The sequence below is a fragment of the Pseudomonas sp. TNT3 genome (assembly GCF_010095445.2).
Lineage (GTDB): Bacteria > Pseudomonadota > Gammaproteobacteria > Pseudomonadales > Pseudomonadaceae > Aquipseudomonas.
The window spans coordinates 1-19,140 of the sequence record NZ_WFGV02000036.1 but is presented as its reverse complement, the minus strand read 5'-3'; the positions used below and the strand labels follow the sequence as shown (position 1 = coordinate 19,140).

General features: G+C 59.7%; 20 protein-coding genes. 12 read left to right on the top strand and 8 right to left on the bottom strand.

Annotated elements, in window-relative coordinates; all coding sequences use genetic code 11:
• Window positions 1-57 precede the first annotated feature (57 nt).
• The 3 genes from GBC55_RS20000 to GBC55_RS19990 are packed head-to-tail and all read right to left on the bottom strand — an operon-like array spanning window position 58 to window position 1,397.
• On the bottom strand, window positions 58-762 hold the full coding sequence (locus GBC55_RS20000; protein WP_162438533.1) for a YoaK family protein: 705 nt from the start codon (window positions 760-762) through the stop codon (window positions 58-60).
• A gap of 35 nt (window positions 763-797) precedes the next feature.
• Entirely contained in the window at window positions 798-1,127 is a 330-nt protein-coding gene (locus GBC55_RS19995; RefSeq protein WP_162438532.1) for a DUF6388 family protein, read from the bottom strand.
• 21 nt (window positions 1,128-1,148) lie between these two features.
• The gene (locus GBC55_RS19990) at window positions 1,149-1,397 is read right to left on the bottom strand and encodes a hypothetical protein (RefSeq protein ID WP_162438531.1); all 249 of its coding nucleotides are present in this window, start codon (window positions 1,395-1,397) and stop codon (window positions 1,149-1,151) included.
• 161 nt (window positions 1,398-1,558) lie between these two features.
• On the opposite strand from GBC55_RS19990, the gene GBC55_RS19985 reads away from it, so the two are divergent.
• Window positions 1,559-1,909 (top strand): hypothetical protein, encoded by a 351-nt coding sequence (locus GBC55_RS19985; RefSeq protein ID WP_162438530.1) that lies wholly within the window; start codon window positions 1,559-1,561, stop codon window positions 1,907-1,909.
• A 144-nt stretch (window positions 1,910-2,053) separates the two neighbouring features.
• On the opposite strand, the gene GBC55_RS19980 is transcribed toward GBC55_RS19985, so the two are convergent.
• The gene (locus GBC55_RS19980; protein WP_162438529.1) at window positions 2,054-2,485 is read right to left on the bottom strand and encodes a GNAT family N-acetyltransferase; all 432 of its coding nucleotides are present in this window, start codon (window positions 2,483-2,485) and stop codon (window positions 2,054-2,056) included.
• 148 nt (window positions 2,486-2,633) lie between these two features.
• On the opposite strand from GBC55_RS19980, the gene GBC55_RS19975 reads away from it, so the two are divergent.
• Both GBC55_RS19975 and GBC55_RS19970 read left to right on the top strand, forming a co-directional pair.
• Window positions 2,634-3,071: a hemerythrin domain-containing protein gene (locus GBC55_RS19975; protein ID WP_162438528.1), complete on the top strand. Its 438-nt coding sequence runs from the start codon at window positions 2,634-2,636 to the stop codon at window positions 3,069-3,071.
• Window positions 3,072-3,124: 53 nt separating this feature from the next.
• Window positions 3,125-3,718, top strand: a complete 594-nt coding sequence (locus tag GBC55_RS19970) for an NUDIX domain-containing protein (RefSeq protein ID WP_162438527.1) — start codon at window positions 3,125-3,127, stop codon at window positions 3,716-3,718.
• Window positions 3,719-3,880: 162 nt separating this feature from the next.
• On the opposite strand, the gene GBC55_RS19965 is transcribed toward GBC55_RS19970, so the two are convergent.
• Window positions 3,881-4,417: a methylated-DNA--[protein]-cysteine S-methyltransferase gene (locus tag GBC55_RS19965; protein ID WP_162438568.1), complete on the bottom strand. Its 537-nt coding sequence runs from the start codon at window positions 4,415-4,417 to the stop codon at window positions 3,881-3,883.
• Window positions 4,418-4,567: 150 nt separating this feature from the next.
• Between GBC55_RS19965 and ggt the strand changes: the two genes are divergently transcribed.
• Both ggt and GBC55_RS19955 read left to right on the top strand, forming a co-directional pair.
• Window positions 4,568-6,295, top strand: coding sequence for a gamma-glutamyltransferase (gene ggt, locus GBC55_RS19960; protein WP_162438526.1), 1,728 nt, complete (start codon window positions 4,568-4,570; stop codon window positions 6,293-6,295).
• A gap of 76 nt (window positions 6,296-6,371) precedes the next feature.
• Window positions 6,372-6,905, top strand: a complete 534-nt coding sequence (locus GBC55_RS19955; protein ID WP_162438525.1) for a cysteine hydrolase family protein — start codon at window positions 6,372-6,374, stop codon at window positions 6,903-6,905.
• A gap of 237 nt (window positions 6,906-7,142) precedes the next feature.
• On the opposite strand, the gene GBC55_RS19950 is transcribed toward GBC55_RS19955, so the two are convergent.
• On the bottom strand, window positions 7,143-7,784 hold the full coding sequence (locus GBC55_RS19950) for a TetR/AcrR family transcriptional regulator (RefSeq protein ID WP_162438524.1): 642 nt from the start codon (window positions 7,782-7,784) through the stop codon (window positions 7,143-7,145).
• A gap of 183 nt (window positions 7,785-7,967) precedes the next feature.
• Here GBC55_RS19950 and GBC55_RS19945 point away from each other — a divergent pair, with 183 nt between their 5' ends.
• The 6 genes from GBC55_RS19945 to GBC55_RS19920 all read left to right on the top strand — a co-directional run bounded on the left by GBC55_RS19945 (window position 7,968) and on the right by GBC55_RS19920 (window position 16,198).
• Window positions 7,968-9,128 carry a sterol desaturase family protein gene (locus GBC55_RS19945; RefSeq protein ID WP_162438523.1) on the top strand — a complete coding sequence of 387 codons (1,161 nt, stop codon included), beginning with the start codon at window positions 7,968-7,970 and terminating at the stop codon, window positions 9,126-9,128.
• Window positions 9,080-10,099 (top strand): helix-turn-helix transcriptional regulator, encoded by a 1,020-nt coding sequence (locus GBC55_RS19940; protein ID WP_162438522.1) that lies wholly within the window; start codon window positions 9,080-9,082, stop codon window positions 10,097-10,099. Before GBC55_RS19945 ends, GBC55_RS19940 begins: the two co-directional genes overlap by 49 nt.
• Window positions 10,100-10,264: 165 nt before the next feature.
• Window positions 10,265-12,133 carry an amidohydrolase gene (locus GBC55_RS19935; protein WP_162438521.1) on the top strand — a complete coding sequence of 623 codons (1,869 nt, stop codon included), beginning with the start codon at window positions 10,265-10,267 and terminating at the stop codon, window positions 12,131-12,133.
• A 22-nt stretch (window positions 12,134-12,155) separates the two neighbouring features.
• Window positions 12,156-13,898 (top strand): amidohydrolase, encoded by a 1,743-nt coding sequence (locus GBC55_RS19930; protein WP_162438520.1) that lies wholly within the window; start codon window positions 12,156-12,158, stop codon window positions 13,896-13,898.
• 111 nt (window positions 13,899-14,009) lie between these two features.
• Entirely contained in the window at window positions 14,010-14,750 is a 741-nt protein-coding gene (locus GBC55_RS19925; RefSeq protein WP_162438519.1) for a TorF family putative porin, read from the top strand.
• 50 nt (window positions 14,751-14,800) lie between these two features.
• Window positions 14,801-16,198, top strand: a complete 1,398-nt coding sequence (locus GBC55_RS19920; protein WP_162438518.1) for a cytosine permease — start codon at window positions 14,801-14,803, stop codon at window positions 16,196-16,198.
• A gap of 66 nt (window positions 16,199-16,264) precedes the next feature.
• Here GBC55_RS19920 and GBC55_RS19915 read toward each other — a convergent pair whose 3' ends face one another.
• Together GBC55_RS19915 and GBC55_RS19910 are read right to left on the bottom strand one after the other, a co-directional pair.
• Window positions 16,265-16,660, bottom strand: coding sequence for a hypothetical protein (locus GBC55_RS19915; protein WP_162438517.1), 396 nt, complete (start codon window positions 16,658-16,660; stop codon window positions 16,265-16,267).
• Between the two features lie 126 nt (window positions 16,661-16,786).
• A complete protein-coding gene (locus GBC55_RS19910) occupies window positions 16,787-17,134 on the bottom strand; it encodes a DUF6124 family protein (protein ID WP_162438516.1) in 348 nt (115 codons plus the stop codon).
• A gap of 655 nt (window positions 17,135-17,789) precedes the next feature.
• On the opposite strand from GBC55_RS19910, the gene vgrG reads away from it, so the two are divergent.
• Window positions 17,790-19,140, top strand: a 1,351-nt coding sequence (gene vgrG, locus GBC55_RS19905; protein WP_247266959.1) for a type VI secretion system tip protein VgrG, incomplete at its 3' end; no start/stop codon positions are given.

Here is a 19,140-nt window from a genome sequence, read left to right as displayed (position 1 = left end):
TTGATTTTTTAGAGCAAGATCAAAAGATCGCAGCCTTCGGCAGCTCCTACATTGGGTTCAGCGCGGCATATACCCCAACTGCCAGCGCCGCGGAATCATCAAGGACAACACCCCGATCCCCCCAGCCAGCAGCCCGCTGACAAACAGCGCCTTGAGCCCGAGATGATGCTCGAGCAACGCGCCCAGCACCGCGCCGGCAAACATCCCGGTCCACGGGATCAACTGCACCCGCCAGCCGCTGCGTCGTTCGCCCAGCATCCATCGGCCTAGCCCACGACCAAACCGCGACAACGCGCCGGTGACGTACGTCAGCCCGACCGGCAATCCGTTCACCTCTTCCACGGCCGCATTGAGCATGCCCATGGCGATGATCGCGGCCAGCAGCGCCGGCAATTGATCGTCATAAGGCCAGGCTGCGGCACCACAGAGCAGCATGGCGATGCACAGCAACAAGGGCAGCGCCCGGCGCCCACCCAGGCGGCTGACGACAATACCCAACGCGTTGCCGAGGATGAAGGTGGCGACGAGGATCAGCAAACGCAGGGTCAGCCCCATGTCTCCGTCGCTGATGGCCACCGCGAGGCGGGTGGTGTTGCCGCTCATGAACGAGACAAAATCGCCACTGGCCATGAAGCCGATGGCGTCAGTCATGCCGGCGAGCACCGACAGGCCGGCAACCAGCGACAGGCCGATGCGTCCGCGCCATTTCCTGGCATGCAGATGGCCCGGGCTGGCGCGTTCAGTGGAGAGGGATGGCAGCATTGGCGAAGGTCGTCCTCAGGCAGCAGCAAACAGGGTTACTTGCCCAGTCCATATAACTCGCAATATTCCAGCCAGTCCATACCCGCCATCTCGGCCACTTCCTTGTGCACTTCCAGACGCTGCGCCTGATAGTCCTGATCAGTCTCGGCGGTCAGTTGCAGCGTGAGCTCCCAGGCAAACAATCCAAGCCGCTCAGCCTCGGCTTCAAAGGCTTCATGCAAACGTTCGTCGCGAAACTGCGCCGCGGTTTCGCCCTTGGCCTGAGCCAATAGCGGATTGAGGTTGTCGAGTTCGACGCGCAGTTCAGGACGCTCATCGAGAAACTTCTCTAGCGCCTGCTCGTGTTGCTGTTCGGTTGCCGCCATGGTCGCTCCTTGATAACGAAACTACGTGGATTGCTTCTTGCTGGCCTTGGCTGCTGCGGCCAGGCATTCGAGGGCAAACTGCTCGGGATAGGTCATCTGGATCGGCGTGGTTTCGCCTTTGACGGTGCGTTCGCCGTCGAGGATGTAGCGAATGCGCTTGTCGGTCACCCCGATGCGCTTGGCGATCCAGGACGGCGTCTGGCCAATCTGGCTGATCAGCTTGTCGGCATATTCAGCGGTGGGTTTGTAGTATTCGGCGTTGGGTGTCATGGCCTTTCCAGAAAATGCGCCCGGAAATGGGGCGTTGCGAGGTTAATGGCGCGACAGGGTGAGCGAATCGCCCTCCGGTGTCGCGTTATATATGAAGTAAAGCAGAACGAAACGCCGTGCCCGGGTGATACAGTCCGCTTTTTTCCTGATGAGCGAATGCAATGCGAATTCTGATGGTGGCGCTGGCCGCAACCTTGCTGGCGGGTTGCGCCGGCTCGGTGATGAACGATGCTCGCACCAAAACCCCGTACAAAACCCTGAAGTCGGACAAGCCGGAAAAAGTCGTTGCCCAGTGCGTGCAGTTTTCCTGGCAGGACGAAGCGGTGTTTGGTGACGATGCCGGCGCCTACCTGCAGCCGGGCGAGAAGGGTGGGACGACCGTTTACACCCGTGCGGCGGAGTCTTTCGTGGACGTGACACTGGATGCTTCGGGGACGGTGCTGAGCTACTACGCGCAGCAGGATGATTTCGTTGCCAAGCGCCGGTTGGCGGCGCTGGCGACCTGCCTCTGAATTCAGCCTGATCCCCCTTGTAGGAGTGAGCCTGCTCGCGATAGCGGTAGGTCAGTCGACATAAATGTTGAATGACCTACCGCTATCGCGAGCAGGCTCACTCCTACAAAGGATCAGGTGTCGATTACATAATTGGCGCAGTCGCTAAACGTCGTTGATCAACCGCTTCTGAAAGAAGAAGCGCTTGTGCCCCGGCGGGTAATCGGCAATATGTCCCAGCTCGCTGTAACCCATCTTCTTGTAAAAGCCCGGCGCCTGGAATTCGAAGGTGTCGAGCCAGATCCCGACGCATTCCTTCTCCCGTGCCAACTCTTCGGCCATCTGCATCAGCCGTGATCCCAATCCCTGACCCCTCGCGTGTTCCGGCACCGACAGTAGCTCGATATACATCCACTGATAGAACACCGAGGCGTACAACCCGCCGAGAATGTCGTCGTGCTCATTGCGCACCAGCAAGGCAATCGGCTCGTCGACCGTGACGCCAGCCTTTGAGGCGTTGTAGGCGCGCAAGGGCAGGCGAATCGCCTGGCGCTCGTCGTCCGTGGGGTCTTGCGATTGTTCAATTCGCAGTGTCATCAGCTAAATCCTTATGGCCATGAGAGAAGGGTGCAAGCGTAGCGCGGCGATGGGTGATTGATCCAGAGCTTCACGTGGAACTGTCGCTGCAGCGCGAATGTCTAGCCTAAATAGCGTCATTCGAGAACGCTGCCGATGAGGACACTCCGTGAATATTTTTGAAGCCTTGCGTGAAAGCCACGACCGTCAACGTACCTATGCCGACGCGCTGATCAAGACCAGCGGCGACACCCCTGAGCGGGTCGAAGCTTACAAGCAGCTGAAGGCGGAACTGCAGGCCCACGAAACCGCAGAGGAACGGCATTTTTACATTCCGCTGATGGAGTTCGACAACGGCGTCGACCTCAGCCGCCATGCCATCTCTGAACACCACGAGATGGACGAGATGATGGAAACCCTCGACGAGACCGAGATGTCCAGCCCGGCCTGGCTCGCCATGGCGAAGAAACTGTCCGAAAAGGTCCATCACCACCTGAAGGAGGAAGAGCAAAAGTTCTTCCAGATGGCCGGCAAGCTCCTGAGTGACAAGCAGAAGGAAACGCTGGCCGGGCAGTACGTAAAGGAGTACGAAGCGCAGCTTTCCTGAGGTGGTTTTTCGCCTAAGATGCTGGCTTTCCAATGGAGCAGGAACGCGTTGTCATGTCGAATACAGCTGAACGGGTCAACATCGTAGAATCTGAGGTGTTGTCCCACGACTGGTACCTGCTGAAGAAAATCACCTTTGATTACCTTCGCAACAACGGCGAGTGGCAGCGCCAGACCCGTGAGGTCTATGACCGCGGCAATGGCGCGGCGATTCTGCTGTTCAATCGTGCGAAGAAAACCGTCGTACTGACTCGCCAGTTCCGCTTGCCAGTGTTCGTCAACGGGCATGACGGCTTGCTGATCGAAGTGGCGGCGGGGTTGCTCGACGGTGCAGCGCCGGAAGTACGCATCCGCGATGAAGCGGAGGAAGAAACCGGTTATCGCGTGCACCATGTGCAGAAGGTGTTCGAGGCGTACATGAGCCCCGGTTCAGTTACTGAAAAACTGCATTTTTTCATCGCCGAATATGACGCCGCGTCGAAGGTCAGCGAGGGCGGCGGACTGGAGGAAGAAACCGAAGAGCTCGAAGTGCTGGAATGGACTTTCGACGACGCACTCGAAGCGTTCTACCGCGGTGAAATCTGCGATGCGAAAACCATCATGCTGTTGCAGTACGCCGCGATGAAAAACATCTTCGCAACGACCTGACCTTGAAGCGCCCACGATCCCTGTAGCAGCTGCCGAGCCTGCGAGGCTGCGTCCGACTGCGCAGCAGTCGTATTCTCTGGCGCTGTCGTTTGACTGACACACCGTTGCGTAAGGTTTGCGACTGCTGCGCAGTCGGACGCAGCCTCGCAGGCTCGGCAGCTGCTACACGTTATGTATTGGCTGCTCGAACAGATCGCCGGTCATGCCGGTACCTGACCGCTTGGCCCTCTCCAACCGCAACAACAACGCCTTCGCCTCCAGCCCCCCCGCAAACCCCGTCAACTTCCCCGACGCCCCAATCACCCGATGGCACGGCGCGACAATCGATATCGGATTCTTCCCGTTCGCCGCACCCACTGCGCGGACCGCGCTCGGATTGCCGATCTGCATGGCGATCTGGCTATAGCTGCGGGTCTCGCCGAACGGAATCGTCAACAGCGCTGCCCAGACCTTCTTCTGAAATTCCGTACCGGCAAATTCCAGCTCCAGCTCGAAGTGATCACGGGTGCCGGCAAAATATTCGCGCAGCTGTTCGGCCGTGCGCAAAAGGATCGGATTGTCCGTCGATTCGCTCATGGACCCCAGTCGCACGCGGCCCGGTGCGTCGTTTTCCCAGAGGATGGCGACCAGGCGTGAGCCATTCGCGACCAGCTTCAGCTCACCGACCGGGGACGCCAGGGTTGTGCAGATGTAGGTCATATCGCAGGCCGCGCCGATTTGTTGAACAAGCGTTAAGGATACTGCCTGGTCGGGGAGGCGCAATACGCAATCTTAGCCATACTGGCTACTGCTCCTGAAGCGTTCCCTCTGTCCTGGGCAGAGCCAAAAAACAAAAAAAGAGACCGAATCATGAAGTTCGAACCTTTTGCCAAATCGCTGATAGCGACCTCATTGGCGCTCAGCTGCCTCAGTACTTACGCGGCTTCCGTGGCCCCGGTCGCGGCCGAAAACGGTATGGTCGTCACTGCCCAGCACCTGGCCAGTCACGTGGGTGTCGATGTGCTCAAGAACGGCGGCAACGCTGTCGATGCAGCCGTCGCGGTCGGCTACGCGCTGGCGGTGGTGTATCCCGCAGCGGGCAACCTGGGCGGCGGTGGTTTCATGACCATCCAGCTGGCCGATGGACGCAAGACCTTCCTCGATTTTCGCGAAAAAGCCCCTCTGGCGGCGACTGCCGACATGTACCTCGACAAAGAGGGCAATGTCGTCCCTGATCTGAGTACCCGCGGCCACCTGGCGGTCGGCGTGCCGGGCACTGTATCGGGCATGGAGCTGGCGCTGTCCAAATACGGTACCAAACCCCGCAAGGACGTGATCGCCCCGGCGATCAAACTGGCTGAAGACGGTTTTGTGCTGGAGCAGGGTGATGTCGACTTGCTGGAGTACGCCACCGATGTCTTCAAGAAAGACATCAAGGACTCCGGCTCGATCTTCCTGAGCAATGGCGAACCGATGCAGGTCGGCCAGAAGCTCGTGCAAAAAGACCTCGGCAAAACCCTGCGGGAAATTTCCGAGAAAGGCGCTGACGGCTTCTACAAAGGGTGGGTCGCCGACGCCATCGTCACGTCCAGCCAGGCCAACAAAGGCATCATCACCCAGGCCGACCTCGACAAATACAAGACCCGCGAACTGGCTCCGGTGGAGTGCGACTATCGCGGTTACCACGTGGTCTCGGCACCTCCGCCAAGCTCCGGTGGCGTGGTCATCTGCGAAATCATGAACATCCTCGACGGCTACCCAATGAAAGACCTGGGTTACCGTTCGGCCCAGGGCATGCACTACCAGATCGAAGCCATGCGCCACGCCTATGTGGACCGCAACAGCTACCTGGGTGACCCGGACTTCGTGAAGAATCCGATCGAGCACCTGCTGGATAAAAACTACGCGACCAAAATCCGTGCGGCCATCGACCCTAAAAAGGCCGGCGTTTCCCGCGAGATCAAACCCGGCGTCGCGCCCCATGAAGGCAGCAACACCACGCACTATTCCATCGTCGACAAATGGGGCAACGCGGTGTCGGTGACCTACACCCTCAACGACTGGTTCGGTGCTGGCGTCATGGCCAGTAAAACCGGGGTCATTCTCAATGATGAGATGGACGACTTCACCTCGAAAATCGGCGTGCCGAACATGTACGGCCTGGTCCAGGGTGAAGCCAATATCATCGCCCCCGGCAAGGCGCCGTTGTCGTCGATGAGCCCGACCATCGTCACCAAGGACGGCAAGGTGGTGATGGTCGTCGGCACCCCCGGTGGCAGCCGCATCATCACCGCGACGCTGCTGACCATCCTCAACGTGATCGATTACGGCATGAACATCCAGGAAGCGGTCGATGCCCCACGTTTCCACCAGCAATGGCTGCCGGAAGAAACCAACCTGGAAACCTTCACCACCAGTCCCGACACGGTGAAGATGCTCGAAGCCATGGGCCACAAGTTCGCCGGGCCGCAGGATGCCAACCACGTGGCGGCCATTCTGGTCGGCGCCCCTTCGCTGGAAGGCAAACCGGTCGGCAAAAACCGTTTCTACGGCGCGAACGACCCACGACGCAACACCGGGTTGTCGCTCGGTTATTAAGGGTTGTTTTTAGAAGGGGACGGATCTATTTTCTGTCCCCTTGTCCCACCGACATTTCAAGGAAGGAAGGAAGACCATGAGCACCGCCCTGCTGATCATCGACGTACAGCGCGCTCTGTGTGCCGGCGAATACGAATGCTTCGATATCAAACGCATCATCGACACCATCAACGGACTCAGTGCCAAGGCCAGAAAAGCCAACATCCCCGTCATCCTCATCCAGCACGAGGAAGAGGGCGACTTGTTGAAGTTCAATAGCGAAGGCTGGCAACTTGCGGAAGGGCTGGTGACCTCAGATGAGGACCTGCGCGTACGCAAAACCACGGGCGACTCGTTCTACCACACAAATCTGGGGACGTTACTGCAAGAGAAGGGGGTTGAACGCCTGATCATCTGCGGGCTGCAAACCGACTATTGCGTGAATGCCACCGTGCGCCAGGCGCACACACTGGGCTATGACGTGGTGCTTGCCGCTGATGCACATTCGACGGTGGACAATGGGAATATGGCGGCCGAAGACATCATTGCCGAACACAACAAAGATCTGGCGCACTTGACGGGTTCGGTCGCCCGAATCGATGTCACAAAGGCGAGCGAAATCAAATTCTGAAATCGTTTTTCGATGGCGAGAGATGAAGCGACGACTGCTGCGCAGCCGAGCGGGACGGTGCGACGATTCGATAAACTCCCTCGCCACAGGGATTTGCTGAGCGCTCGAGCCGACGTACTGCCTCAAGAGCACCATAAGAAATTCCTGCAGATAACCACTGTGGCGAGGGAGTTTACTCCCGCTGGACTGCGCAGCAGTCCCCAACAATTCCCTAATTCCCAACAATCCCCAACAATCTCAAGTGGCAAACATCAACCGCTTCCCCTCATCCACCGCAACCGGCCCCACACCGCCCAGCACCAAGCGAGTAACGGTCGCCGCTGCATCCCGATAATCCTCATCCCGCGGCGTCTCCCGGCCCGTGATATGCGCCATCTGCCAACCCAGGTTGGTGTAGGTGCGCGTCGCCGACCAAATGAACAGCATCAGGTGTTCCGGGTCCACCGGCGCCAGCAACCCCCGAGCAATCCAGCTGCGCAGGCATTCGACATTGCGTCGTGCCTCGGCATACAGCAGGTCCCGACATTCTTCGGGCAATTGCCGGCCACCCAGTAACAACTCCCCACTGAACACCTTCGCAATATGCGGATGCTCCCGGGCGATCCGGATCCGTGCGGCAATGTAGGCCTGCAATCCCGCAACCGGGTCATCGCTCTCGCGCAGCACCGCCGAGGCTTCAAGCAGTGGCTCGACAAACCCGAGAAGCACCTTGGCGTAAAGACTTTCCTTGCTCCGGAAGTAGTAATAGAGATTGGCCTTAGGCACACCCGCCCGCGCTGCGATGTCCCGCGTCTGGGTGGCGTCGAAGCCTTTGGCGGCGAACTCTGCGCTGGCGGCCTCCAGAATGACATGCAGATTGTGCTGGCGAATGCGGCTCATGAACGGCTGTCTTCGGGATTTGAGTGACGCAATATACAAAACTACATAGCGAAAGAGCCAGCAGGCACGGCATTTATCGATCGAGTGATGAGCGAAGGAGGGTGCAAGCAGTCGAGGCGGGGCTACACTTATCGCCTGCTTCATCGAACCCCACGCCCTTCCCTTGAAGGAGGCGAACCCGTCGTGGATGCATTCACAGCACTTGTTGACTACCTGATCTTGTGGGTGATCAAGCCTGTCAGCCACCAGTTCCTTAGCCTCTTTGATGTGAACGGCCGGTTAGGTGTGCTGTTCCTGTCCATCTCGTACGCCATTGCCTATTGCCTGTATCGATACAGGAAGCATCGCGGTTTGACCCACGCGCAATCCTTCTGGCAATTCATCGGCGGCCACCGGGTGCATTTTCACCAATCCGCGTTGCTGGATTACCGTTACTACTTCGTACGCGCCATCCTCAAAATCGCGCTGGTGCTGCCCATTGTCGGCCTGGTAGACCCACTCATCCTGCGCTCCGGCGACTACATCGCGTTCTTCACAAACCTCTGGGGCGCCCGCGTGCAAATGCAGGCTCACCTCGCACTCTCATTGCTCTACGGCATGGGCGTATTCCTGCTGAAGGATTTCATCAACTACTGGTCCCATCGCGCCTTTCACACCCGATGGCTCTGGGCTTTCCACAAAGTCCATCATTCGGCGAGTGTCCTTGTACCCGCCACCGCCAGCCGGGTGCATTTCGTGGAAAAGATTGTGGAAAAGCTCTCTTCCACAATCGTCATCAGCCTCTATGCCGGCGTCGTCTGGTACGCCTGTGGCGGGGAAGTCAGCCGCTACACGTTGTTCGGCGTGACCTACATGGTGTTCATCCTCAACGGTCTGGCGGCGAACCTGCGTCACAGCCACGTATGGTTCTCGTTCGGGCCGCTGGTCGAACATGTGCTGAACAGCCCGGCCCAGCACCAGATCCATCACAGCGATGCACCACGGCACTTCAACAAAAACTTCGGCATCAACATGTCCCTGTGGGACTGGATGTTCGGCACGCTGTACGTGACCACGTCGAAGCCCGAAACGCTGCGGTTTGGCATCGGCGACCAGGACCGAGACCGGTATGGGTCGATCTACAGCCTGATAGTCACGCCTTTTTCGGAGATCGCCAGCAAGGTTCGTTCGGCCAAGCCCCTCGTTGACGCCATACGTACCGAATCGCTGCCCTTGGCTACCTTGGGCTGGACGCACTTGCTACGCCTATGTCATCGTCAAAATAATACGACGTGTAGTGCACAGGATCAGAAGCAATGGAGGAGGGCAATCAGGTCGATGCGCAGGTATCGATGGCAACGCTAAAGGCGTTCAATCTCTGTGTATTGCAATTGGGCCGACTCGCTCGGGACAACGGCTCTTCCCGATTCATCGACGAGGGCCTGCAAGCCTTTCGCTCGCTGGTGCCCTTCGCATCAGCCTGGTGGGGCGAGATGTCCGCTTCGGGGGGCAATATCCCTCCCAGGAGCTGGATGCACGGGCGCATCGATCTGCCCGAGTCCTTCGCCTTCGAGTGGCACAAGGGCGCGGACGCGGACACCTTCTCCCATAACACCTTGAGCCAGCCTGGCGTGGTCGTGCGAGAGAGCGGATACGACGATCTCGACGAGGGCGTCAGCGCCTTTGCGCGACGTCACGATCTGCTCCACGCGATGTGCATCACCTTCGAGTTGCCCGAGAGTGGATTGATGTTCTTCGTCTGCCTGTATCGGGGCCAGCATGAGCTCGCGTTCGATGAAGGCGAGGCCGGTTTGTTCTCGGCATTCTGCGATCACTTGCTGCAACTGTGGCGGTTCCAGGTGCAGGACATGATTCGCTTCGACACGGTGAATGGCGCCAGCGATTTCGGGGTGGCCCGCCTGGACGGCAGCTTGCTGTACATCGGCGCATCGTTGTGTGCGGCGATCCAGCACGAACTGCCTCGGTGGAGTGGTTCAACGCTGCCTCTCGAGGTGGTTGCACAGTTGGCAAAAGCGCCATGCGTGATGCGCCTCGGTCGCTGTGCGCTGACGCTCACACCCAACGGCGATCATGTGATTCTGTCCCTCGAAACACTGTCACGTGGCGTCGTGCTTGCACCCCGTGAGCGCACGGCGGCGATGCTGTTCGCGGCCGGCCATTCCTACAAGGAAATCGCAAAAATCCTTGTCTTGAGCCCGGCGACCGTTCGCACGTATTTGCGCAACTGCTATGTGCAGCTTGGTGTGAAGAGCAAGGTTGAATTGGGCTCGGCGCTGCGCTCACCCGCTGCAAACCCGCTGGTAAAATCTGAATAGACCCGGTTGGCAACATGCCCGGCATTGCGGTTTATTAACCTCACCCTCCTCATTTGTAGAGGTCCATTCGACTGCCGCACCCTATAGGGTATGCCCTGCATATCAGGGGCTTGCACGGCAGTCTGTTCGGGCGCTTCCAAAACTATAAAAACAGAGGTGAGGCAGGTGAAATTTTCCAGGCTGTGTATCGCAGTGACGGCGGCAACGGCATTTTCCTGTGTGGCGCTGGTGGGGTGTCAGACACAAGGTTCGAGCGCCGCAGACACGATCATGCGCAATGGTTATGTCTACACCGTCGACGGTCAGAATTCGGTGCAACAGGCGATCGCCGTGTCGGGCGGCAAGATCGTCTACGTCGGTAGCGATGCCGGCGTTTCATCATTTATCGGCCCACACACCCGGTTGATCGACCTGGCTGGACGCATGGTGATGCCGGGCTTCGTCGATGCGCATATGCATCCGGGCGACGGCGGTCGCGCCATGACCCTGTGCGATCTGAAGTACCAGACGATGACCCGCAAGGTCTTTCAGCAAACCATTCAGGCATGCCTGGACGCCGAGAAGGACAAAGGCCCCGATGTGTGGCTGGAAGTCGGCAGCTGGGACCGAATGGGCATGCACGGACTCGATGGCGACCCCGACAAGTCGACCCTGGACGCGCTCAAGACCCAACGTCCGATTCAGGTCCGCTCCAGTGATTTCCATACCGTGCTGGTCAACTCCCGCGGCCTGGCGGTTGCCGGCGTCGATAAGCGCACAGCCGATCCTGGTGACGGCAAGTATGCCCGTGACAGCGCGGGCAATCCGACCGGTATCTGCGAGGACGGTGCCGCCGAATCCATGGCGCTCGTGGTGCCACCCGCCACTGACGCCGAGAAGTTGAAGCAGACACGCGCCGCGCTCGACGCCATGCGCCAGCAAGGGATCACCAGTTTCTTCGATGCCTTGTCGGGGCCCGAAAGCGGCAAGGCTTTCACTCAGTTGCAACAGTCGGGCGAACTCACTGCGCGAGCCCTGCTGGCGATCAAGCTGGACCCGTCCGCGGCGGCGGCGGACCCGGCGAAAACCATTGCCGAGGCGAAGGCGTTGGCCGACATTTACGACCAGGGAGAAGCCAAGCCGGCGCCGGGCGTGAGCATGCGCCACGTCAAGCTGTTCATGGACGGGATCATCAACGCACCGGCGGACACGGGCGCGATGTTGACGCCGTACCTGCGCAACACCGGCACCGAAAAGGCGCCGAAGTGGGCGCCCGGCAAAAACCTCGGCGAGCTGTACTTCCCGCCGCAAGTACTCAATCCACTGATGCTCAAAGCCGTGCAGGCCGGCCTTGATCCGCATCTTCACGCCACCGGCGAACGCGCCGTGCGTGATTCACTCAACAGCATTGAATACGTGCGCCAGCAACTGCCGGGTAACGGCTTTCGTCCGGCCATCGCCCACGCCGAATCGGTTGATCCCGCGGACTATTCGCGCTTCAAGGCGCTGGACGTGACGGCCACCATGTCCTTCCAGTGGGCCCAGCAGGCACCGTCCACCATTGACGGCACCAGCGACCATCTGGGCCCGGCGCGGTTTTCCCGCATGGAGCCTTCGGGCAGCATTGCCGATGCTGGCGGTCGCGTGGCCTATGGCAGCGACTGGCCGGTCGATCCGCTCGACGAATTCCTTGCACTGAAGATTGGCGTTACCCGCGCTGGCGACCCTCAGAACCCTCACAGCTATGGGCCCAACTATGCCGGCAAGCTGAATGCCGACCCGGCGCTGTCCCGCACCGAGGTGCTGCGGACCATCACGATGAACGCCGCCGAACAACTGAAACTGGACACCGTTGTCGGCTCGCTCGAAGTGGGCAAGTTCGCCGACCTGATCGTCCTGGACAAGAACTTCATGCAGGTGCCCGAGCAAGCGTTGGGCCGCAACGAGGTGTTGTTGACCGTCGTTGGCGGCAAGGTCGTGTGGGCCAAGGCGCCGTTCGCGAGCCTTGATCCGAAAGCGTTGTCACAGGCGTCAGTCATTTCGACGGCTCAATAAAAACCTATAAGAGAGCGTTCCCATGCAACGATTCATTCCAAACCTGTTGGCCGCAGCCCTCGCGTTGTCGTCCGTGCAAGCGATGGCCGCCGCAGACCTGGTCCTGTTCAACGGCAAAGTATTCACCGCCGAACCGGGTCAGGCGCTGGTTCAGGCCGTCGCCGTACAAGACGGCAAGATTCTTCAAGTGGGCACTGACGCCCAAATCAACGCCCTGGCGGATGAGCGCACCCGGCGAATCGATCTGGCGGGCAAAGTGTTGATGCCCGGCATGATCGACAGTCACAGCCACCCGATCGTCGCCGCATTCGACAGTATGGGCGCGACGCTGCTGGACGAGGTCAAGCCGCTGCCGGAACTTGAACAATGGATCATCGAACAGGAGCAGGCGGGGCGTGCTCGGGCCGGTGATGTGGTCAGCATCGCGGGCGTAAGTTCGGCCTACTGGGAGAAAAGCCGTGAGCTCGGCCAACGCTTCAATCAGGGCCGCTGGGCCGATCAGCCCTTGGTGCTCAGCGGTATTGACGGGCACACCGGCTGGGCCAACAACGCCATGCTCAAGCGCCTGAAAATAGACGCCGCACTGGTCAAGGGCCTGTCGGAAAAAGAGCGCAGCTACGTCGGGCACGAGAAGGATTTCACGCCCACGGGTTACTTTGCCGAGTCGCGCTGGGATCTGGTGCGCAGCCAGATTCCGGCACCGAGTGACGAGGTCATGCTTAAAGCGGCCCGCGAAGCCGTCAGGGTCAATAATCAATACGGCGTCACCGCCTGGATGGACGCTGCAGCGAATGCCGGCAGCGGTGATTCGTTGTTCGATTTCCAGGCCACCGAACAGAGCTACGGCGTCCTGCCGTTGTACCGCGAACTGGCGCAGAAGGGCGAACTCAGCGCCCACGTGGCCGCGCTGCTGCTGACCAATCCGAAAAGCACACCGGCTGACCTGGAAGTGCTGGCCAAGGTCATGAAGAAATTCGAGGGCGTGCCCAACGTGACGTTCCCCGGTCTCAAGGTCTTCGCTGACGGTGTCCTGGAGTTCCCCGGGCAGACCGCCGCGGTGATCGTACCGTTCAAGAACAGCCATAAAGATGGACAATTGCTGATCGATCCCGCGCACTTCGGCGAGCTGGTCGTCGCGGCGGAAAAGCGTGACTGGATCGTGCATATGCATGCCGTCGGCGACCGCGCGGTGCGTGAATCACTCAATGGTTTCGAATACGCCCGCAAGCTGAACCCGACGCCGATGGCGCACAGCATCAGCCACTTGCAACTGGTCAACCCCAAAGAGTTTCCACGCTTCAAGCAGCTGGGCGTGATCGCCTCCATGCAGCTGCTGTGGGCCACTGGCGAAAGCTACACCGTGGAGCTCGTCAAGCCGTACATCAGCGCGTTTGCCTATGGCTATCAGTATCCCGCCCGATCACTGCATAACGCCGGTGCTGTCATCGCCGGCGGCAGCGACTGGCCGGTGTCCAGCCCCAATCCGTGGAACGCCATCGCTCAGGCCAGCACCCGCAAAGGTCCACTGGGCGTGCTGAATGCCAAGGAAAGCATTGATCGCCAGACCATGTTCTACGCCTACACCCTCAATGCGGCCAAAGCCTTGCGACTGGAGAAGCAAATCGGCTCTCTGCTGCCGGGCAAACAGGCGGACCTGATCATCCTCGACCGCGACGTGTTCAAGGTCAGCGACGATGAGCTGTTCGACACGCAAGTGCTGAAAACTTTCTTCGCCGGCAAAGAGGTCTACGCCCCCGCGTCCTGACCACTCCTTCACCCGCAACACCCCAAAAAACTGCCCGGCTCCTCGTCCTGCGAGGGGTTCGGCAGCGGCACGCCCGACATTCCTGTACCTCCATAAAAATAAGAGATTTGTATGAACGCGCGCTCACTCTGCACCCTCGCCAGCTTGCTGTTGGCACCCTTGACCTCCCACGCCTTGGCCCTGAACGACGACTTCAGCCTGGACATGAGCCTGGCCGCCGTCAGCGACTATCGCTCCCGCGGTGTCTCGCAAACCCTCGGCGACCCCGCGATCCAGGCGAGCGCCACGCTGGTGCACAGCAGCGGCCTGTACATCGGCACCTGGACCTCGAACGTCGATTTCGGCGGCGAATTCAAAACCCGCCAGGAGCTCGAGTACTACGCCGGTTACTACTGGCAGGCGACCGACGCCATCAGCCTGGACCTGGGTTATCTCAAGTACAGCTTTCCCAAGGAAGGGCAGTTCAACTTCAGTGAGGTCTACGGGATTCTTGATGTCTATGGCGTGAAGCTCGGCGTCCACTATTCCAACGATACCCCCAATATTTTCGGCGAAGACCAGGACACGCTCTACACCTACCTCGCCTACAAGATCGCGTTGCCAGCCGAGGTTGGCCTCGACCTGCGCGTCGGTCGCAGCGATGTCAAAGACCCGGCCTACTGGTCGGGCAGCGGCGACAACCGCAACGCCTACTACGAGTGGGAAGCCAAGGTCAGCCGGGATTTCGTCGGCGTGACCTGGGGCCTCAGTTACGTCGATACCGACCTGTCCAAAAGCGAATGCACGAGCTGGTACGGCTACGGCGATCTGTGCAACGCCACGGTCATCGCCAGCGCCAGCAAGACGTTCTAAGCATGAGCCTGCGCGCCCCACATCCGTCTTCCTCAGAAGAGCACACAGCAATGACCAAGGTCAGCGACAGTCCGCAACGCAACCCCCTGATCGAGACCCGTTCGATCGATTACATTCCCGAGGCCGAGCGTCATGGCAGCCTCTACAGCCAGTTCACCCTGTGGCTTGGCGCCAACCTGCAAATCACCGCGATCGTCACCGGCGCATTGGCGGTGGTGCTGGGGGGGGATGTGTTCTGGTCCCTCATCGGCCTGTTGATCGGCCAACTGCTCGGCGGCGCCGTCGTCGCCCTGCACGCGGCTCAGGGGCCCAGACTTGGGTTGCCGCAGATGATCTCCAGTCGCGTGCAGTTCGGGGTCTACGGCGCGGCCATCCCGATCGTGCTGGTGTGCCTGATGTACCTGGGGTTCAGCGCCACGGGGGCGGTGTTGTCCGGGCAGGCGATTGCCCAGTTGATCCAGGTCAGCGACAGCACCGGCATTCTGATATTCGCCGCCGCCATCGCCCTGTTGACGATGTTCGGGTATCGAGTGATTCATCTGGTCGGCAAAGTCGCCAGCGTGCTGGGCATCATTGCCTTCGTCTACCTGTTTACCCGATTGCTGACACTCAACGATATCGGCCTGCTGCTGGACAATCGCCACTTCGGCTGGAGTACCTTCCTGCTCGCGGTGTCGCTTTCCGCCTCGTGGCAAATCGCCTTCGGCCCCTACGTCGCCGACTATTCGCGCTATCTGCCCAGCAAGACGTCCTCCTGGAAAACCTTCACCGCCGTGGGGCTGGGGACCGTGCTGGGCGCCCAGGCGTCGATGGTCCTGGGCGTGTTCGCAGCGGCACTGACGGGCGCCAATTTCCGCGGGCATGAAGTGGCGACCATCGTCAGCCTGGGCAGCACCGGCCTGATGGCTTCGCTGCTCTACCTGAGCATCGTGTTCGGCAAAGTCACCGTCTCCACCCTCAACGCCTATGGCAGCTTCATGTGCGTGGCAACCATCATCAGCGGCTTCAAGGGCCGCCTGGAGATTACCGCCAGGCAACGCATGCTGTTTGTACTGGCGATCGTCGCGGCCTCGACAACACTGGCGCTGCTGGGCCAGTACTCGTTCCTCAACAGCTTCAAGTACTTCATCCTGTTCCTGCTGACGTTCTTCACCCCCTGGAGCGCGATCAACCTGGTGGATTACTACTTCATCAACAAGGAACGCTACGACATCCCGGCACTGTCAAACCCGAACGGCCGATACGGTCGCTGGAACAGGACAGGGATCAGCGTGTACATCATGGGCGTGCTGGTACAGCTGCCTTTTGTCGACACGCACTTCTACTCTGGCCCAATGGTCGCGCAGTTGGGCGGCGTGGATATTTCATGGATCGTGGGGCTGGTGGTGCCGGGGATTGTCTATTACGTACTGGCCAGGAGAACGGTGATGGTGCTAGAAGCTGCGTAGGAGCTGTCGAGTGAAACGAGGCTGCGATCTTTTGATCTTGATCTTGATGATCGCAGCATCCCGCCCTTACTTCCCGGCCCCCTCAATCGCCGCAATCATATGAGGCACCGCATACGCCTTGTACCAATGCTGCATCCCTTCAATGGCTGTCTTGGCCGGAGCACTGTTCCGAGCCCCCACAAGCTCCGCACACGCCTGCGCCATGGCGACCAGAATCCGCGCCGCCTCTGGCACGTAAGGCAGATCATTCCCGGCGTCGTGTCGCTCGCGAATGATCTGGTAGCGGATATTCTCCGGCAACGTCCAGGCGCTGATCAGAAACTCCTGAACAGAGTAATCGACGCCGTTGATGTGCACGGTCGCGGCACGATGTTCTTCCCTGAGTCCCGCCGCTTCGAGCTGCTCGCAGCTATCGATGACGGTGTTCATCATGTCTCGGATTTGTTGCCAGTCAGTCTTCATTTGAACTCCGTTTCTTGAGGGGGATTGGACAAGATCAAAAGATCGCAGCCTCGTTGCACTCGACATTCCCTTGTAGGAGCTGTCGAGTGAAACGAGGCTGCGATCTTTTGATCTTCTAATCGACCGCTACTCAGACGCCTCGATTCGATCCAACACCCGATTCACCGCCAACTCGCCCAGCATGATGGCCTGCGCGATCCCCAACAACGCATTACGCGACGTCCCTTCCAAATGATCCACCAGATCAGTGGCCATCACATTCGCCGACGCCAGAGACTCGCAGGCATAGGCCAGCAGGGTTTCGTTATCGAGGTCGGGGTTGACGGTGAAGAAGGTGCAGAGTTTGTGCGGGGTGGCTTTGATGTCGGCGATTGAGGGCGTGCGATTGGCTTTGTTTTGAGGATTATTTGAATCGGGCTTTTCACTGGATGCTACCGGATCGATATCCGGCGGATTGGGCGTTACCTTGGGCATGGATCGAACTCCTAATTGTATCAAATGAGCCATCGCTCGCTACCAAACGAGGGTGGCGGCCATACGTAGGTTGGTAGACCGGCAATTAGGACCCGGCGCCCCCGAAGGAGCCCTGCGCATGGCCGCCATAAACAGAGACCTTAAAGTCCTGCTAATGGAAGTGCTCTGCGCCTAATTGCCGGGCTACCAAACCCAATCGCTGTTTTTCAGCGACCGACCCACGATAGAGCCCGCACCCAAGGCGCACAAGCCGGCGGATTCTGGCGTACCTGTAGGCATCCACGCAAGGTGATGTAGCTTTCAAGAAGTGAAGCTGACGGCGATTAAACAGGGCCATCTGGAAAGATGGTTCAGTATGCCCAATACCATTTTCCAGCCAGACAAAAAATCCCCAAAAAACTCGTTCAACTGTAGGGGCGAGCCTGCTCGCGATGGGGCCCGAACGGCCCCCACAGTAAAGAAGCCACGCCAAATCATCCCGCCAGAACACGATTTTTCCTACAGCTACAGCGCCCCAAAACCCGGACCCGTCCTACGCGTCACGCGGAAACATCCTATATAAAATTGCACCCATTTCTTGAAAGCTTTCTACCCCTTGGAACAGGGGGAAGGGCTCCCTTCCTGACGCCTCATCACAGACCAGGAAGGCCTGAACATGCTCACCCCACCGATCACCTTCTTCGACCACAGCCGCCACAAACTCGAGGTCCGCCGCGTCGACCTGCCCCTCAACGTCCTGGCCTTCCATGGCGAAGAACGCCTCAGCCAACCCTTCACCTACCTCATCGAGTTCACCTCCACTGAACTCGACATCGGTGCCGAGCAGCTGCTAAACAAACACGCCCAGTTCAGCCTCTTCGCCGCCGTGCAACCGCTGTTCATTCGCGGCCTGCCCAAGCCCGAGATCAACCCCCTGCGCACCTTGCGCGGGGTGATCACCGGCTTCAAGCGCCTGTCCGGCTCCAACGACGAAGCCCGCTACGAAATCACCCTGCAACCGCGTCTTGCACGGCTGGGCAGGGGCCAACAGTTCCGCATCTACCAGCACCAATCCGTGCCGGAAATCGTCGAGCACATCCTGCGCAGTCGTCACGACTTCGAAGGCCAGGACTTTCTTTTCCACCTGCACCGCGACTACCCCAAGCGCGAACAGGTCATGCAGTTCGGCGAAAGCGACCTGGCCTTCATCGACCGCCTGCTGGCCGAAGTCGGCATCTGGTACCGCTTCACCAGCAACGATCGCCTGCACATCGACGTCGTCGAATTCCACGACGACCAGCGCGCCTACCAGTTCGACGTCGAGCTGCCGTACCGCCCGCCATCGGGCCTCAACAGCCACCAGCAAGACGGCGTCTGGCAGTTGCAATCGAGCCACGCCGTGGTCGAGCAACACGTCAACATCCGCGCCTACCACCACCGTGACGCCCGCGCCCATCTGGACGGCGAAATCGACCAGACCCACGGCGCCACGACCAACTACGGCGAGGCCTACCACTACGCCGAACCCTACACCGTGCTCGGCGATCGCTACGACCAGGACGAAGACCTGCAAAGCGAAAGCGGCTACTTCTACGCCCGCCTGCGCCACGAACGCTACCTCAATGCCCAGACTCGACTCAGCGGCATCAGCAGCAGCGCCACCCTGGCACCCGGCCAGGTGCTGAAAATCTCCGGCGGCGCGCCCCAGGCCTTCGAGCCCGGCAGCGTCATCACCCAACTGATCACCCAGGCCGCCCGCGATCGCAGCTTCGAAGCGCACTTCCAGGCCATCCCCTACTTGCAAACCGTGTGCTTTCGTCCACCGCTGCCGGCCAAACCCCAAATCGCCGGCACCATCCCCGCGCGTATCACCAACCCCCAGGCCAACGATCCTTACGCCGAAATCGACCTCGAAGGCCGCTACCGGGTCAACTTCCTGTTCGACCGCGACACCTGGAACCCCGGCCTGGAAAGCATGTGGCTACGCCTCGCCCGACTCTACGCCGGCGACACCCACGGCCTGCACC

What these genes read in the sequence shown, in the direction of transcription:
- GBC55_RS19915 (WP_162438517.1), bottom strand. Translation starts at nt 16,660, where the DNA reads ATGAAGACTGACTGGCAACAAATCCGAGACATGATGAACACCGTCATC.
- GBC55_RS19950 (WP_162438524.1), bottom strand. Translation starts at nt 7,784, where the DNA reads ATGAGCCGCATTCGCCAGCACAATCTGCATGTCATTCTGGAGGCCGCC.
- GBC55_RS19940 (WP_162438522.1), top strand. Translation starts at nt 9,080, where the DNA reads ATGGAGGAGGGCAATCAGGTCGATGCGCAGGTATCGATGGCAACGCTA.
- GBC55_RS19970 (WP_162438527.1), top strand. Translation starts at nt 3,125, where the DNA reads ATGTCGAATACAGCTGAACGGGTCAACATCGTAGAATCTGAGGTGTTG.
- GBC55_RS19985 (WP_162438530.1), top strand. Translation starts at nt 1,559, where the DNA reads ATGCGAATTCTGATGGTGGCGCTGGCCGCAACCTTGCTGGCGGGTTGC.
- GBC55_RS19980 (WP_162438529.1), bottom strand. Translation starts at nt 2,485, where the DNA reads ATGACACTGCGAATTGAACAATCGCAAGACCCCACGGACGACGAGCGC.
- GBC55_RS19925 (WP_162438519.1), top strand. Translation starts at nt 14,010, where the DNA reads ATGAACGCGCGCTCACTCTGCACCCTCGCCAGCTTGCTGTTGGCACCC.
- ggt (WP_162438526.1), top strand. Translation starts at nt 4,568, where the DNA reads ATGAAGTTCGAACCTTTTGCCAAATCGCTGATAGCGACCTCATTGGCG.
- GBC55_RS19990 (WP_162438531.1), bottom strand. Translation starts at nt 1,397, where the DNA reads ATGACACCCAACGCCGAATACTACAAACCCACCGCTGAATATGCCGAC.
- GBC55_RS19920 (WP_162438518.1), top strand. Translation starts at nt 14,801, where the DNA reads ATGACCAAGGTCAGCGACAGTCCGCAACGCAACCCCCTGATCGAGACC.
- GBC55_RS19955 (WP_162438525.1), top strand. Translation starts at nt 6,372, where the DNA reads ATGAGCACCGCCCTGCTGATCATCGACGTACAGCGCGCTCTGTGTGCC.
- GBC55_RS20000 (WP_162438533.1), bottom strand. Translation starts at nt 762, where the DNA reads ATGCTGCCATCCCTCTCCACTGAACGCGCCAGCCCGGGCCATCTGCAT.
- GBC55_RS19965 (WP_162438568.1), bottom strand. Translation starts at nt 4,417, where the DNA reads ATGACCTACATCTGCACAACCCTGGCGTCCCCGGTCGGTGAGCTGAAG.
- GBC55_RS19995 (WP_162438532.1), bottom strand. Translation starts at nt 1,127, where the DNA reads ATGGCGGCAACCGAACAGCAACACGAGCAGGCGCTAGAGAAGTTTCTC.
- GBC55_RS19910 (WP_162438516.1), bottom strand. Translation starts at nt 17,134, where the DNA reads ATGCCCAAGGTAACGCCCAATCCGCCGGATATCGATCCGGTAGCATCC.
- GBC55_RS19930 (WP_162438520.1), top strand. Translation starts at nt 12,156, where the DNA reads ATGCAACGATTCATTCCAAACCTGTTGGCCGCAGCCCTCGCGTTGTCG.